Origin of the sequence: Clostridium niameyense (assembly GCF_001243045.1) — a bacterium.
Taxonomy (GTDB): Bacteria; Bacillota; Clostridia; order Clostridiales; family Clostridiaceae; genus Clostridium_F; species Clostridium_F niameyense.
In genome coordinates this window covers 387112-405282 of record NZ_LN849007.1, presented here as the reverse complement: position 1 = coordinate 405282, position 18171 = coordinate 387112, and the positions used below count along the sequence as shown (strand labels likewise).

Below are 18171 nucleotides of genomic sequence, written 5' to 3'. Positions count from 1 at the left end.
TTCATAATATATATTAGATTTATATATTCAAATAAATATTACATCTAAAGAAAGGAGATATTGACTTATGTCATTTAATAATATATTTAGTACTACTACTACAGGTGCTATAGTATTTACAGGAAACACATTAGGCCTTAGTAAAGCACCTAATAGTCAAAATGCTGGAACCTCTGATTCAATCGGTGCCTTTATAAGTACTAACTCTAAAATTAATATTCCCACATACCCTTATCCTCCTGGAACTACTCTAGCTTATTTTAGCAACTCTTCTTCTGCTGTGCTTAATATACCTGATGAAAGTACCATATTATATGCACAATTAATTTGGGGTGGAACTTATAAAGTTTCTGGAGAAGACTATACAAATTATTTAAAGAATCCTATAGATTTGACAATACCTAATTCTTCATCAGACATTATAAAAATATACCCTGAAATTCAGGATTCATCATTTAATTATAACGACACTTATTTATATTCTAATTCTGCTAATATTACTAACTATGTTACTGAAGCCTTGAGTGGAACTTACACTGTTGGTAATGTTGTTGGAACTACTTCTCCTACAAATAATAACAACTGTTGTGGATGGACTCTTGCTGTAGTATACAAAAATTCAACATTACCTTATAGAAACTTAAATTTATTTGTAGGTGGAGAATTTATAGATTCAACATCTTCGTCTTCTATATCTATTTCAGGATTTACAACGCCTTCGACAGGACCTACCCATGGTAGAATACTTGTAAGTGCTCTTGAAGGAGATGCAAATATATCTGGTGATCAAGTTTTGTTTGGTCCTGATGCTGATAATTTAAATGCTTTATCTGGAACTAATAATCCTGTTAATAACTTTTTCGGTTCTCAGATTAATAATTCTAAAGGTTTAATGGATATTCTGGGGACCTTTGGCAGCCAAAATCAAATTGTTGCAACAACTGGAAGTGATGTAGGTACTAATATAATTGGTGGTCGTCAAGGATTAGACATTACTAATATAGATATAACATCTGCTTTAACACCTTCTCAAACATCTGCTACAGTAAAGTTTGTTACTACTGATGATACCTACCTTCCTAATGCCATTGGTACTCAAATTGATATAAATGCCCCTGTATTTACTATAACAAAATCATCTACTGAAGATTTTGTTATTCCTAATGATACTGTATTTCCTTATTCAATAACTATAAATAACACTGGATCTATTCCTGCAAATAATTGTTTATTAAAAGATACTTTACCTCAAGGTTTGAATTTCGTACCAAATAGTTTAACAGTTGATAGTAAGGCCTCTACTGAAAATATTGAAGATGGTGTTAAACTTGGTACTATTGCTCCTGGTACTACTATAAAAATAACATTTAATGTTACCGCAACAGATTTTCCATATGACAAATCATCATATTCAAATTCAGCTAGGTTAACTTATAATTTTCAATCAACAATTGGATTTATTCAGGGCCTTACTCAAAGTAATTCGTTGTCTACAGAAACTTCAGCATTCTTACTTCCTCCTTTACTTCCTAATGTCCAAGCAATAACTTATAAAAACACTCCGGTCACAGGTAAATTACGTGCTATAAGTTCTACTACAACTATATCGAGTTATAAATTAGCTTCCAATCCTACTAATGGATTTTCAAATGTTAATTTAGATGGAAGTTGGTTATATACTCCTAAGGTAGGTTTTACAGGTACAGATACCTTCTCTACATCAGTTACAGATAGTAATGGGGATTCTTCCATTTGTACTATAACTATAATTGTAAAAGATGTATTTAAATATCAAAATCCTATAAATCTTAAAGTAAACAAAATTATTTTTCCTAAGGTAGGTGTTGAATCATGTCATTACATTTAATTTTTAGTACTACAACTAATGGTGGAATTGTATTTACAGGTAATACTTTAGGTTTAAGTAAACAAGCCAATAGCCAAAGTATTGGCACCTCCGATTCAATAGGCGCATTTATAACTACTAATTCTCTTATAAATGTTCCAACTTACCCTAGTGGAACTACTTTAGATATTAGTAATAATTCTTCATCTGCAGTTTTAAATATACCTTCCGGAAGTAAAATACTGTATTCAGATTTAATTTGGGGTGGTACATGGAAAGTAGATAGTCAAAATTATTATAATATATTAGATACACCAATAAATTTTTCAACTCCAACTGCACCAACAACTATACACAAAATAACTTCTAACACTCTGGATTCATCCATTATAGAGGACATTGGTTACTATATATGTTCAGCCAACGTTACTAAATATGTAAAAGAATCTTTAGGTGGAACTTATACAGTTGGCAATGTAATTGGTACAACGTCACCAACAAATTCTACCGATAATTGTTGTGGTTGGACTTTAGCAGTTGTATATGAAAACCCAAATTTGCCTTCTAGATATTTAAAGTTATTTACAGCTTCAGATTTTATACGTCCTTTACACACAATTGATATATCTTCATTAGGTTTTCAAACTCCTACAACTGGAGATCATAATGGAAAAATTTTTATAAGCGCTCTGCATGGAAGTGCTGATGTAACTGGAGATCAAGTCTTATTTGGAGCCACAGCAGCTACTACAACTAACTTATCTGGTCCTAAAAATTTAAGTAATAACTTCTTTGGTTCACAGATTAATGATAGTACTGGTAACACTGATATTAGTGGTACCTTCGGTAATAGGAATCAAAATATTTTATCTACTGAAAATATAGTAGGTGGTCGTCAAGGATTAGATATAACCTCTGTTGATGTTTCAAAGCTTTTAACTAATAATCAAACTTCTGCAATTACAAAATTCATGACTACTAATGATTCTTATCTGTTAAATGCATTTGCAGTACAATTTGATATAAATGCTCCAGATATATCTTTAACTGTGAGCTCTGACTCTGAGTTAGCTGTTGTAGGTAGTACTATAGAATACACAATAACTACTACTAACAAAAGTACTACCACTCCTGCCACAAATGTTTCTTTAAGTTGGAGTCTTCCAGATGGTTTATCTTATGATAAAAACAATATGGTAACTACTACTACTTTTCCTTCATATCCTACTTTAGCAGCATCCGCTACAGAAACTTATACTTTTAGTGCTTATGTTCTTCATCTTCCTTCTAATAAACCTTTATATACACTTACTCCTACTGCAACTTACAATTTTACAAATAGTGGAGGTTCATTTACTGGGATTGTAAGTGCTAAACCTACTAAGGTAGGAGCTACTTTTTCAGTATTAAATCCTATTTCTTCTACTTTTAAAGAAACCACTTATAAAAATAATCCTGTAAATGGAATGATTCTTGCTGTTACCCCTACTGATTACTCATTAACTTATACACTAGCTAGTGATTGTAAAAATGGTTTTGTAGATATTAATTCTGATGGAAGTTGGATATATACCCCAAATGTAGACTTTGTAGGAGAAGATTCATTCTCTGTGCTAATTGCTGATGAGGCTCCTGGAACTGGTTCAACTATTTCAGTAGTAAATATAACAGTAAAGGATTTTCCTAAGACTTTAGACTTGAAATGTTGCAAAAATCAATTTTTTTAAAAGAAAAATATTATTTTACTAATAATAAATATTATGTAATTAGCTCTTTTATATTATAAATAATATAAAAGGGCTAATTTAGTATCTATCTTTAATTACGCTTTATCTAACACCTTATCATTCTTATATCATAAAATATATTAAATCAAAGCCTTATAAGCATATAAATAATATTTGAAAGGAGTATTGCATGGCTACTGATTTAATTTTTTCTCAAAATATTAATGGTGGCATTACTTTTACTGGAAATGCAATTGGATTAAGTAAAAAAGACAATTCTCAAGATGCAGGTACTGCCAATTCTATAGGTGCACTTATGAGTCATCTTGATTATCTCCAAGTTGCAACTTATCCACCTTATACAACATTAAATTATTCATTCGATTCTTCTACAGCTACATTAAGCATTCCTAAAGGATGTGATGTGGCATTTGCAATACTATCTTGGGGAGGATGTTGCAAAGTTCCAGGTGAAAATCGAATACCTCCAGTTTCAAATAATGTAAGATTAAAAGCCGTAGACCCACCTTACCCTACAGAATATATTTTTCAAGATAAAACTTATTTTACAGATAAAACTAAAGATGTAGTATTCTATAGTTGCTATTCAGTAGTTACAAATGAAATAAAAAAAAGCATGAGTGCTAAATATTCAGTAGCTGAATTTCCTGTAACAAGTGAAGCCACTGATAATTCTAATAATTGTGGTGGGTGGACACTAGCTGTTGTATATACTAATCCAACCCTTCCTGCTAGATCTATATCTATTTATAGCGGATTGGAAGAAGTTACTTCTTCTACCCCTTTTAGTATAACATCTTCATTTTCAAAAACCCCCAAGTTGGTTTCTCCAAAAGGGAGAGCATTATTCAGTGCTATGCATGCATCTGCCACATTAGGTGATAATAAGGTTTTATTTGGCCCTAACGATTATAATTTAATTTATTTATCTGGTCCTAGAAACTTACCTAATCATTTTTTTGGATCTCAAATTAACGATGATAATGGAAATATAGATACATCTGGTAGTTTCGGAGATTTAAATCAAGATATATTAACAGGAACTAATATGGTAGGTGGACGTCAAGGATGGGATATTACTAATGTAGATGTATCATCTGGACTCTCAAATTCTCAAAATTCAAGTATTTTAAAATTCATAACTACTAATAATAATTATTTATTGAATATGTTAGGATTACAAATCGATATAGACATTCCTGAGCTTAATAACATAAAAAAAACTGTCTCACAAACATTTGCTTCTGTAGAAGATATTGTAGAATACACTATTTCCATATCAAATAATACTACTGCCACTTTAAATGAATTATTCTTAACAGATACATTGACTTCTGAATTATCTTTTGTTCCTAATTCCTTAATCATTGATGGAAATCCCTCTAATGATTCTCCTGTAACAGGCGTCAACTTAGGTAATTTGGCTTCATCTAAAACAATTTTAGTAAAATTTAAGGCTAAGGTAAATTCAGATCCCAGTAATAATTTTAACTATGTAAATCTTGCTACCATAAATTATAAAGTTGGAAATGCACCTAATATTGTATCTGCTACTTCTAAAAGTAACATGAGTAAATTATATTCATCATCTATAATTGTAGAACCTAACATAAATATTACGGCCAATCCTACCATAATTTCTGTAGATGATATAGTAGAATATACAATAAAAATTAGTAATACTGAAACTATTCCTATTGAAGATGCAATTTTAACAAATATCCTACCTCCTGAACTTTCCTATCTGCCTAATTCTTTAACTATAAATAATATATTAATAAATTCTACTCCTGAAACTATAATTTCTCTTGGTACTATTAATTCTTGGCAAACTATTATAGTTAAATTTAAAGCTACTTTTAATTCTAAATCTAGTAATGTAAATTCAGAATATATTGATTCTGCAACTTTAAGCTATAAATTTAATACACTGGATGGTCCTCTTTCTAATAACATTACAGCTACAAATATTATAACCCATTCAAATGTTAGCATTTTTCCTATTTTAATTAAAGATGCTGTATCCAGTAATCCAGACCACAATATTGCTAATGTAGGTGATACCATTAACTACACTATTACTATCCATAATCCTAGTAATAAAATAATCAAAAATGTTATATTTAAAGATTCAATACCAAATGGCCTATTAATGGAACATGATTCCTTAACTGTTAACCATAAACCTACCTCTGAAAATATCGAAACTGGTATTAATTTAGGAAATATATCACCTAATGATACTGTTATAGTTAATTATATAGCCAAAACTGTAGGTTTTAGTTATAAAAACTCTGCAAGTATAAGTTATGAATTTTCATCACCTAGTAACACTTTATTAAATAATAGTATCATAACTACAAATAACGTATATATTGATAATTCCTCTTATCTCAATATAAAACCTATAACTTTTAATTATAAGAAAACTATTTATAAAAACAATTCACTTACAGGGAAAATAGATTTCTTTAATTTAAATGATGCTAAATTGAAATATGCATTATATAAATCTCCTGAAAATGGATATGCAGACATAAACGAAGAAGGTTTCTGGATATATACTCCTAAAGTTAACTTTATAGGCATGGATATCTTTAATATATTGGTAAAAGACGAATATAGTAATTTTAGTATTTCAACTGTAACTATAGTGATAAAAGATTTTCCTAATTCTTTGGATGAATTAGATTGTTGCAACGATAATAATTAAATTATTCATTATACTTTTATTTTTTAAACCCATTATAAATTTACTCATATTATGATATTAAATCAGTATAATTATTTTATAAATATCAGAAAGGAGATCACTATGTCATTATATCTTGCATATCAAACCAATCTTACTGGCGGCATGACGTTTACAGGAAATACTTTAGGATTGAGCAAAGAAGATAATACTTCTAATGCTGGAACTGCTAATTCTATAGGTGCATATACAATTGTTGATTCAAATTCTCAGGTTACTAATTATCCAGAAGGCACTACTTCCTCTATAAGTACCAATTCTTCTAAGGCAGTATTAAACATACCTGACGGTTCTACTATACACTCTGCCTATTTAATTTGGGGGGGGAGTTCTATTGTTAGATATGGAATGTCAGGTTCACAGGATAATCAATCTCTTGTAGGAAATCCAATAAATTTCGAATTTCCTACAAGTCCATCTACTGCTGATTCCATTACCTATGAAACACAAGCCATCTCCCCAGATGGTAAGCAACTATATCCTTCATCCCCTAGCTCTAGTCAACCTTATACATTCTATACTAATTGGGCTGATGTAACTAGATATGTACAACATCCAGGAACATTTAAAGTCTCTAATGTAGTTGGTACCACTGCTATAGATGAAAATAATCTTAATTGTTGTGGTTGGATACTAGCTGTACTATATAATAACCGATTTTTACCTGCAAGAAACTTTTCCTTATATGTAGGCATAGATTACGTTGGTGTAGGAACACCTGTTGATATTACTACAACAAACTTTACTACCCCAGTATATAGTACTCCTAAAGGTAGACTTTTACTTTCTGCTTTAAATGGGGATGCTACAATTAACGGAGATCAAGTTTTATTTGGACCTGATACATCAAATTTAACTCCCCTATATGGCCCTGAAAATTTGACAAATAACTTTTTTGGTTCTCAGATTAATAACGATACTGGAAATACAGATACTACTGGTACTTTTGGAGATAGAAATCAAAATATTCATACTGGAGTTAATATAGTAGCAGGTCGTCAAGGAATTGATATTACAAATGTTGATGGATCATCTGCTCTTACTAATAATCAAACTTCTGCTACTATAAGATTTAATACTACTAATGACACTTATTGTATCAGCACCCTTGGAACCCAAATAGATATAGACTCGCCCATATTTGATACATCAGTTATTACTACAGATAAAAAATATGTAACTGTAGGTGATACTGTTAATTTTACTATAAAAGTTACAAACACTGGCAATATTTTGGCTCAGTATATAACTTTAAAAGATATATTACCTCCTGAATTTTCGTTTGTTCCTAATTCTCTAGTAATTGATGGTGGGCAAACTTCCACAGATGTCACAACAGTTGTTCCTTTAAGGGAGCTTTCTCATAATCAAACTACTACTCTAACATTTTCTGCTACTGTAAATGCTCCTGTTACAGGAGGTGGGTATACCTATATAAATCGAGCAAATCTTAATTATGCATTTAAAAATCCTGGTGGTGATGTAGTTAAAAATTTTGCAATTACTCCTAATGTTATCTATAATAAATCCATTGCTGTAATACCAATTTTGTCAAAAAGAGCTGTATCTAGCAATCCTATTTCAGAAGTAGCCGGTACTGGGGATACTATTGATTATACTATTACTATCTTTAATTACCAGCCACTTACTGAAATGATTAATACTGTTGTAAAAGATACTCTTCCCACAGGCTTAACCTATAAAGCCAATTCCTTAATTGTTAACGGTAAACCTTCATCCAATGATTTATCTTCTATAAATGTAGATATTGTTCCTAAGGAAACTGTTATTAATATTAATTTTACCGCTAAAGTTACTGGAGCTCCTCCTAGTGACTCTAAATATGTTAATACTGCTGACATTGACTATGAATTCATAACTGACGATAATGCTACTTTAAGTAATGATATGTCAACTAGTAACAGTATATATTCCGATTCAATTGTAATTATCCCTACTGTTAAAGAAACCGCTAAATCTAGTAATACCATTCCAAATGTGGCAGGAATTGAAGATACCATTAATTATACTATTACAGTTACTAACCCTAGTGCATCTGATTTTGTACAAAATGTTATTTTAGAAAATACTCTTCCTGAAGGTCTTACTTATAAACCTGATACTTTATACGTTAATGATCGTCCTTCTACTGATAATATATCTTCTATAGATATAGGTACTATTAATTCTAATAGTACTGCTACTATAAAATTTACTGCTAATGTTACTGGCACTCCATCTAGTGGTTCCCAATATGTTACTAATACTGTAGTTAATTATGAATTCTTAACTCCTGATAATACTGCCTTAAGTAATACAGTATCAGCTAATAGTACTGTATACTCTGACTCTATTATAATTACTCCTAATATTAGTATTTCTGCTAATCCTAATATTGTAAATATCAATGACATAGTAACATACTCAATTAATGTATCAAATGATACTTCCACTATTATTGAAAATCCAGTTTTGACCGATACTTTGCCATCAGGATTAACTTATAAAGAAAATTCTTTAACTGTCAATGGTACTGAATCTACAAATTCCTTGGAAACTGGTGTAACCTTGCCTAATATTGATTTAACTAACCCCGTTACTGTTGAATTTAAAGCAACTGTTGTTAGTACGCCTTTTGTAGGTGTTGAATATATAAATAATGTTAATCTTGATTATGACTTTAATAGTATTGCAGGAACCCTATCTAATAAAATTTCTGCTAATAATACTATACACAGTAATGCAATTATTATAAAACCTAATATAATTTTAAGTTCTAGTAAACGTTCTGTGAGTATAGGAGATTATGTTAAATTTACATTGTTAGTAGAAAATATCAATAGTATAACTATTGAAAATCCTATTGTAACATTCAAAGTTTCTAATGGTTTAACTTTTATACCCAACAGTTTAAATATTAATGGTAGCAATTCATCAGAGTCTATCGAAAATGATATTTCCTTAGCTAATATATCTCCTAATAAAACTTCAACAGTAATTTTTCAATGTAGGGTAAATTCTACTCCTCCTGATGGTATTAGGTATTTAAACTTAGCTACTATAAAATATAGTTTCCAAAGTCCAAGAGGTCAGCTTACTAATGTTCTTGATAGTAATATTAATTCACTTTTTATTAAATCTTTTGTAGTTAATCCGCTTATTTCACCTACGCTTATTTATACAATTTCCAAAAATAATCCACTTATTCAAAATATAGGTGGACTTAACCTTACTAATACTCCTATAACTTATAATTTAAATACTTATCCTGCAAACGGATATGCATCTATTTCAGAAAATGGCACTTTAGTATATACACCTAAAATAGATTTTATAGGTGAAGATACGTTTTCATTACTATTATCAAATAAAGATCTAGATTCTGTTGTTTCCACCATTATTGTTATTGTAAAAGATAATAATAACGTTAAAAATAACTTTTGTGCATTAAAAAACTAACTAAAAAATTCAACTCATGATTATACTTCTGAATTTTTCTCTCATAAACTATCAAATTCAATATAATAAAACACTTTCTTAAAAAGTATAGATTAATTATCTATTGATCTTAATCTATACTTTTTATTTTTATAATCTAAGATTTATATCCACTATTATTTTAAATTAACATATTTATAATATTAAAATTTCTAATATATTTATAAACTTACTATAATTAAATTCATATTATACTAATGATAAGAATTTTATAAAATTAAGAAGGGAGTATTTTATGCCTATAACTACTGTATTTTCTCAAAACGTAAATGGGGCTATTACTTTCACTGGAAATTCTTTAGGATTAAGTAAAGCACTTAATAGCCAAGATATTGGTACTGCTAGTTCAATAGGTGCCTATATAACTACCAATACAAGCGATATTGTTCCCACTTATCCAAATGGTACCACATTATCTTATACTTCAAATTCTTCCTCCGCTAAATTAACTATTCCAGAAGGTAGTACTATCTTACATGCAGAACTAATTTGGGGTGGTACTTGCCAAGTACAACATGAAGATCATATTTCTGAAACATTAAATGCTACAATTCAATTTATTATACCAACAACGCCCCCTCAGTCAATAACTATAGATAAATCTAAGCTGGACGGAAGGAGACTGGAAGTTTCAGATGATGGCAGTTGTACATTTTATACAAATTGGTCAAATGTAACAGAATACGTAAGTAGATCCATGTCTGGAATTTATGTACTAAGCGGAGCTATTGGAACCAATCAACAAGATAATAATTCTTATAATAGTTGTGGATGGACACTAGCTGTTTGTTATGAAAATCAATCTCTTCCCTCTAGATATATATCACTATACAGTAATATTCAACCTATAGCACCCAATTCTACTTTTGACTTAAATTTATCTAATTTTAAAACACCATTATCTAGATCCGCTAAAGGTAGAATATTATTATCTGCTTTACGTGGTTCTGCAGTTGATACCGGCGACCAGGTTTTATTTGGATCAACTATTTCTGACTTAACTCCTTTATCTGGTCCACGAAATATGGTGGATAATTTTTTTGGGTCACAGATTAATAATGACCTAGGAGAACTAGATTCCTTTGGTACCTTTGGAGATAGAAATCAAGACATTATAAATACAACTAATGTCCCTGGTGGACGTCAAAGTCAAGATATAACTAATGTAGATGCAAGCAATAAATTGAGTAATAATCAAACTTCTGCAGTGTTACAATTTAAGGCTAGTGCTCGTGAGTATTTTGTTAATGGTATAGCTACACAAATAGATATAGCCACTCCTCTATTTAGTAATTTAAATATAACTGCTAATAAAAATATTGTAAGTATAGGAGATATTGTAGAATACACAATTTATGTAAAAAATTCAGGAGACGTAGATGCTAAAAATGTAACTTTGACTGATACATTGCCTAGTGGATTTTCCTATAATTCAAATACTTTAATTGTTAACGATACATCTACTGCTGGAGATCCTACAGCTGGTGTATCATTAGGACCTATTAATATCGGTCAAACTATTCCTGTAAAATTTAAAGCTACCGTAAATGGTCCTGCCCATAGTAATTCTAAATACATTAACTCTGTCAAAATAGATTATAGCTTTGATGTTCCCAATAACACAATTACTTCAGGTACTATAGATACTATAAATAGAAGCGATACAACTACTGATGTTATATATTCTAGTAATATATCCATAATTCCTACTATTTCTATCTCTGATAAATCTAGTAATGCCATTGAGCATGTAGTTGCCGTTGGTAATACTGTTCAGTACACTATCTCTGTTAAAAATACTAGTCTTACTGAATCTATTAACTCTGTTATTTTAAGCGATACTTTACCTCCCGAATTATCTTATGTTAATGATTCTTTAACTATTGATGATACTGATTCTACGGATCCCATAACTAATATTAATTTAAACACTATAGCTCCTAATACTACTTCTACTATTAAATTTACTGCTAATGTTAATTCAGCACCTACTACTGGTGATAAATATACTAATTCCGCTACACTTTCTTACACTTTTAAGTCTCCAGATAATACTGATTTATCTAGCTCTGTTTCTGCTATTAACAATATTTACTCTAATAGCGTTGTTATTACTCCTACTATTTCTATCTCTGATAAATCTAGTAATGCCATTGAGCATGTAGTTGCTGTTGGCAATACTGTTCAGTACACTATCTCTGTTAAAAATACCAGTTTAACAGAATCTATTGACTCCGTTACTTTAAATGATACTCTGCCTGACGGCCTTTCTTATGTTGCTAATTCTTTAACTATTGATGATATTGATTCTACGGATCCCATAACTAATATTAATTTAAACACTATAGCTCCTAATACTACTTCTACTATTAAATTTACTGCTAATGTTAATTCCGATCCTACTACTGGTGACAAATATACTAATTCCGCTACACTTTCTTACACCTTTAAGTCTCCAGATAATACTGATTTATCTAGCTCTGTTTCTGCTATTAACAATATTTACTCTAATAGCGTTGTTATTACTCCTACTATTTCTATCTCCGATAAATCTAGTAATGCCATTGAGCATGTAGTTGCCGTTGGCAATACTGTTCAGTACACTATCTCTGTTAAAAATACTAGTCTTACTGAATCTATTGACTCTGTTACTTTAAATGATACTCTGCCTGACGGCTTTTCTTATGTAAATGATTCTTTAACTATTGATGGTACTGATTCTACGGATCCCATAACTAATATTAATTTAAATACTATAGCTCCTAATACTACTTCTACTATTAAATTTACTGCCAATGTTAATTCCAATCCTACTACTGGTGACAAATATACTAATTCCGCTACACTTTCTTATACTTTTAAGTCTCCAGATAATACTGATTTATCTAGCTCTGTTTCCTCTACTAACAATATTTACTCTAATAGCATTGTTATTACTCCTACTATTTCTATCTCTGATAAATCTAGTAATACCATTGATCATGTAGTTGCTGTTGGCAATACTGTTCAGTACACTATCTCTGTTAAAAATACTAGTTTAACTGAATCTATTAACTCTGTTATTTTAAGCGATACTTTACCTCCCGAATTATCTTATGTTAATGATTCTTTAACTATTGATGGTACTGATTCTACGGATCCCATAACTGCTATTAATTTAAACACTATAGCTCCTAATACTACTTCTACTATTAAATTTACTGCCAATGTTAATTCCAATCCTACTACTGGTGATAAATATATTAATTCCGCTACACTTTCTTACACTTTTAAGTCTCCAGATAATACTGATTTATCTAGCTCTGTTTCCTCTACTAACAGCATTTACTCTAATAGCGTTGTTATTACTCCTACTATTTCCATCTCTGATAAATCTAGTAATGCCATTGAGCATGTAGTTGCTATTGGCAATACTGTTCAGTACACTATCTCTGTTAAAAATACTAGTCTTACTGAATCTATTGACTCTGTTACTTTAAATGATACTCTGCCTGACGGCTTTTCTTATGTAAATGATTCTTTAACTATTGATGGTACTGATTCTAAAGATCCCATAACTGCTATTAATTTAAACACTATAGCTCCTAATACTACTTCTACTATTAAATTTACTGCTAATGTTAATTCCAATCCTACTACTGGTAATAAATATAGTAATTCTGCTACACTTTCTTACACTTTTAAATCCCCAGATAATACTGATTTATCTAGCTCTGTTTCTGCTACTAACAATATTTACTCTGATAGCATTGTCATTACTCCTAATATCAATATTTCTGCTAATCCTAATATTGTAAATATCAACGACATCGTAATATACTCAATTACTATCTCAAATGATACTTCCACTATTATTGAAAATCCAGTTTTGACTGATACTTTACCATCAGGATTAACTTATAAAGCAAATTCTTTAACTGTCAATGGTACTGAATCTACAAATTCCTTAGAAACTGGTGTAACCTTGCCTAATATTGATTTAACTAACCCCGTTACTGTTGAATTTAAAGCAACTGTTGTTAGTACACCTTCTTTAGGTATTGAATATATAAATAATGTTAATCTTGATTATGACTTTAATAGTATTGCAGGAACCCTATCTAATAAAATTTCTGCTAACAATACTATACACAGTAATGCAATTATTATAAAACCTAATATAATCTTAAATTCTAGTAAACGTTCTGTGAGTATAGGAGATTATGTTAAATTTACATTGTTGGTGGAAAACAACAATAGTACAATTATTGAAAATCCTATTGTAACATTCAAGATTTCTAATGGTTTAGCTTTTATACCTAACAGTTTAAATATTAATGGTAGCAATTCATCAGAGTCTATTAAAAATGATATTTCCTTAGCTAATATATCTCCTAATAAAACTTCAACAGTAATTTTTCAATGTAGTGTAAATTCTCTTCCCCCTGATGGAATTCAATATTTAAGTCTAGCTACTATAAAGTATAACTTCCAAAGTCCAGGAGGTGAGCTTACTAATATTCTTAATAGTAATAATAATATAATTTTTATTAATTCTACTATTATTAATCCACTTATTTTTAAACACATTACTTATATAACCTCTAAAAATAATCCACTTATTGAAAATATAGATATGCTTAATCTTACTAGCAGTCCTATAACTTACAGTTTAAACACTTATCCTTTAAACGGATATGCATCTATTTCAGAAAATGGCACTTTAATATACACACCTAAAATAGACTTTATAGGTAAAGATACATTTTCTTTATTATTATCAAATAAAAAATTAGGTTCTATTACTTCAACTATTACGGTAATTATAAAAAGCAGTAGTGATTTTAAATATAATCTATGTTAATTTAAAACTAAATAAGGCTTTGGATTTTACACCATTAGCCTTATTTAGTTCATAAATTTACCATTTTACATATTTAGCAGTTCTTTTTAAGATATCAAAAGTTGAATTATATGAAATATATATGCTTTAATTTACTTTATAAAAAATATAAATTTTAAATTAAATTTATTTTTATAAAACTAATCTACACTTAATAGCTTAAATCTATATTTATGAAACATAACACAAAAGTTATCATATTATATTAATTAGTATCTATAACATAAGTAGAAAGGAGTTATATGATAATGAAAAAGGATAATTATTCACCTTTAATTAACATGATACCCGAAATTTATTCTACAGTAATTAACGGAGGCATCACTTTTATAGGAAATTCATTAGGATTAAGTAAGGCTAATAATAGTCAAGATGCTGGTACAGCCAATGCTATAGGAGCTTTTATGTCAACTAATAATTCATTTAATGTTCCTACCTATCCAACTATTTACGGCACTACTTTAAATATGAACTTAAATTCTTCATCCGCAGTATTAAATTTACCGAGTAATAGTGAAGTTGTATATGCTGAATTATTTTGGGGTGGTACTTATCAAGTTGATGGTGTAAATTATATTCACAAGACAAAGGATCCAATTAAATTTACTATTCCAACTTCCCCTCCAATAACATACACTTTTATATTCGATAAATTCCAACAAGTTAATAAAACTAGTAACGTAGGTATTTATAGTTGCCAAGGAAATGTTACAAGTTTAGTTCAACAAGGATTAAGTGGAACTTATACAGTTGGTGATGTATTAGGTACGGTAAATGCATCAAATAATTCTGATAATTGTTGTGGCTGGACATTAGCTGTAATATATAAAAATCCAACCATGCCCTCTAGATATATAAATTTAGCAGGTGGATTAGTATTAATAAATAATGATTATATTGATAATCAAATTGTAGGACAATTTGAAACTCCTTCAAGTGGAGATACAAATGTTAGAATAGCCTTATCTGCAATAGGTGGAGATGCTACAATAGGTGGAGATCAGGTTCTCTTTGGTTCTAATCCAAATAAAACTTTAACACCTTTATCTGGGCCTAAAAACGCAGCAAATAACTTTTTTGCATCTCAAATCAACAACGATTTAGGCGAAACTGATACTAATGGTACTTTTGGTAATAGAAATCAAATTATTAATGCTACTAATAATACTGGAGAAAATATAATTGCTGGTCGTCAAGGATATGATATTACTAATGTAGATGCATCAAATATTCTAAAAAACTCTGAAACCGTGGCTTTAATACGTTATCAAACTTCATCCAACATATATGTTCCAAATGCAGTTGCATTTCAGATAGATGTAAACTCCCCTAACTTTTTAACTTCAGCCTTAAGTTGCGGATCATATGTTGCTAGCACCGGGGCTATAGTATCTTATAAAGTATATATTGTAAATACCGGAACTCTACCTGCAGAAAATGTTATTTTAAAAGCTAATATTTCGCCTGAAATGTCATTTACGCCAGGAAGTGTAATTATTAATGGTACTTCTAATTCTGGTTCAATAATAACAGGTATATCCTTGGGAGCAGTAGATGTAGGTGAGAAAGTAATTGTTACCTTTGACACCACTGCAATAGGTATACCTAAAAGTAATCGTTATAAAACTTTTGCTAGTTTAACTTATAATTTTTCTACTCCTACTGGTAAAGTTGATGGCAATTTTATGAGTAACATTGTATATCTAGATACTACAAATTATATACCTGAACCAACAATTAACTTAACTTGTAATAAAGACATTGTAAATGTAGGTAATACTATTGAATACACCGTTTTAATTAATAATCCAGCTAAGTACAATGCTATTAATCCTAATTTACAAATTGTGGGGAATAAACTTCCTTTGGGCTTATCATATAATGAAGATTCATTAACCCTTAATAATTCACCTATTACAAATTCAATTGAAAAAGGTATTGATCTTCCAACTTTAGTTCCTAATACTCCACTTAAAATTCAATTTACTGCTAATGTAACTTCAAATGCTGCTGATACTTATGAATATACTATTCAAGCAGAATTAGTCTATAACATGAATCTTCCTGGAGGAGATGGTGTTCCACCAGCTTACGAAACTGCTCAAGATTATAGTAATAAACTTACTATAATTAATAATGACTATATTGTAAAACCTACTATATCAATTCAATCTAATAAGACTAATACCGTAGTAACTCCTCAAAAAGATAATATTGACTATATAATAACTATTTCTAATCCCCATAAAATTACCATCTCAGCTGTTAAATTAACTGATATCTTGCCATCTGGGTTAATATATATACCAAATAGTTTAACAATCAATGGGAATCCTTCAAATTTTAATCTTAATACAAGTATAACTTTAGGCAATATATTACCCAAGAATTCTATTACTGTAAAATTCACAGCTAATGTAAATTCAATACCTTCTACAGGACTTAATTATCCAAATTTAGCCACTGCAAGTTATGTCTTAAATAGTCCCGTTGGAGTATTACCTGGTACTATAACAACTAATACAATAGACTCATTTGCCCCTATTTTATTAACTGCCACTATTAATTCAAATCAATCCATTATAGTTATAGATAAAAATTCTAATATTGAATACACTATAAAAATTATAAATCCAACTTCACAAAATGTTGCTTCTGCTGTATTAACTGATTTATTACCTACTGGTTTGCAATATATACCTAATAGCATAACTATTAATGGAAATCCTCCAGACCCTCCCCTTGCAGATGACTGTCTTACAAAAGGTGTACCTTTAGGTAATATTAATTCAAAGCAAACCATTATAGTTAAATTTTCAACGGTTGCAACTACTGAACCAGATGGTGGTAATTTTCCTAATTCAGCTACGGTAAAATACAATTTTTCAATACTTGGTACTAACCTTTCTTATAGTGTTAATACAAATATTAATAATGTAATTTCTAAAATTGCTACCGCCATACAATTAAATCCACTTTGTACTAAAAATTCTATATATATAACCTATAAAAATACTCCTATTAAAAAGAAAATTTATGCAGATAATTTAGATAAATCTCCTGTGAATTCTAGTATTCATTCTTATCCTACTAATGGTTATCTTAAAATTAATCCAGACAACTCTTGGTCATATACTCCTATAGTAGATTTTATAGGTGAGGATAGTTTTTCTATATTATCTACTGATAAAAATCTTGGTTCAACTATCTCTTCTATAACTATTATAGTAAAAAAACCTTACGATTTCTTAAATTGCAAATTCTGTCTTAATTAATAAAATATTAAAGCTAAAATTAATTCTTTTACCACTTTGCTTTGTTATATAAAAATTTATACTTATAAAACAAGATACGTAATCTCTTATGTTTTTTCATTAAAAATTTGTACTTATATCACATTAATATAATTATCATATTATAATATTAGTAATCTTCAAAGGAAGTG

6 protein-coding genes are annotated in these 18171 nt (G+C 29.6%); all 6 read left to right on the top strand.

Features of this window, described 5'->3' with window-relative positions; all coding sequences use genetic code 11:
• Positions 1-67 precede the first annotated feature (67 nt).
• The 6 genes from BN1711_RS02925 (at position 68) to BN1711_RS02900 (ending at position 18001) form a co-directional block, all read left to right on the top strand.
• Complete coding sequence (locus BN1711_RS02925; protein WP_050606692.1) at positions 68-1867, top strand: Ig-like domain-containing protein; 1800 nt, start codon at positions 68-70, stop codon at positions 1865-1867.
• On the top strand, positions 1852-3573 hold the full coding sequence (locus BN1711_RS02920) for an Ig-like domain-containing protein (protein WP_050606691.1): 1722 nt from the start codon (positions 1852-1854) through the stop codon (positions 3571-3573). The genes BN1711_RS02925 and BN1711_RS02920 overlap by 16 nt, the downstream gene beginning before the upstream one ends.
• Before the next feature lie 190 nt (positions 3574-3763).
• Entirely contained in the window at positions 3764-6307 is a 2544-nt protein-coding gene (locus BN1711_RS02915; RefSeq protein ID WP_050606690.1) for a DUF11 domain-containing protein, read from the top strand.
• A 102-nt stretch (positions 6308-6409) separates the two neighbouring features.
• The gene (locus BN1711_RS02910; protein ID WP_050606689.1) at positions 6410-9805 is read left to right on the top strand and encodes an Ig-like domain-containing protein; all 3396 of its coding nucleotides are present in this window, start codon (positions 6410-6412) and stop codon (positions 9803-9805) included.
• A 274-nt stretch (positions 9806-10079) separates the two neighbouring features.
• Positions 10080-14687 (top strand): Ig-like domain-containing protein, encoded by a 4608-nt coding sequence (locus BN1711_RS02905; RefSeq protein WP_050606688.1) that lies wholly within the window; start codon positions 10080-10082, stop codon positions 14685-14687.
• Between the two features lie 287 nt (positions 14688-14974).
• The gene (locus tag BN1711_RS02900) at positions 14975-18001 is read left to right on the top strand and encodes an Ig-like domain-containing protein (RefSeq protein ID WP_050606687.1); all 3027 of its coding nucleotides are present in this window, start codon (positions 14975-14977) and stop codon (positions 17999-18001) included.
• Positions 18002-18171 lie beyond the last annotated feature (170 nt).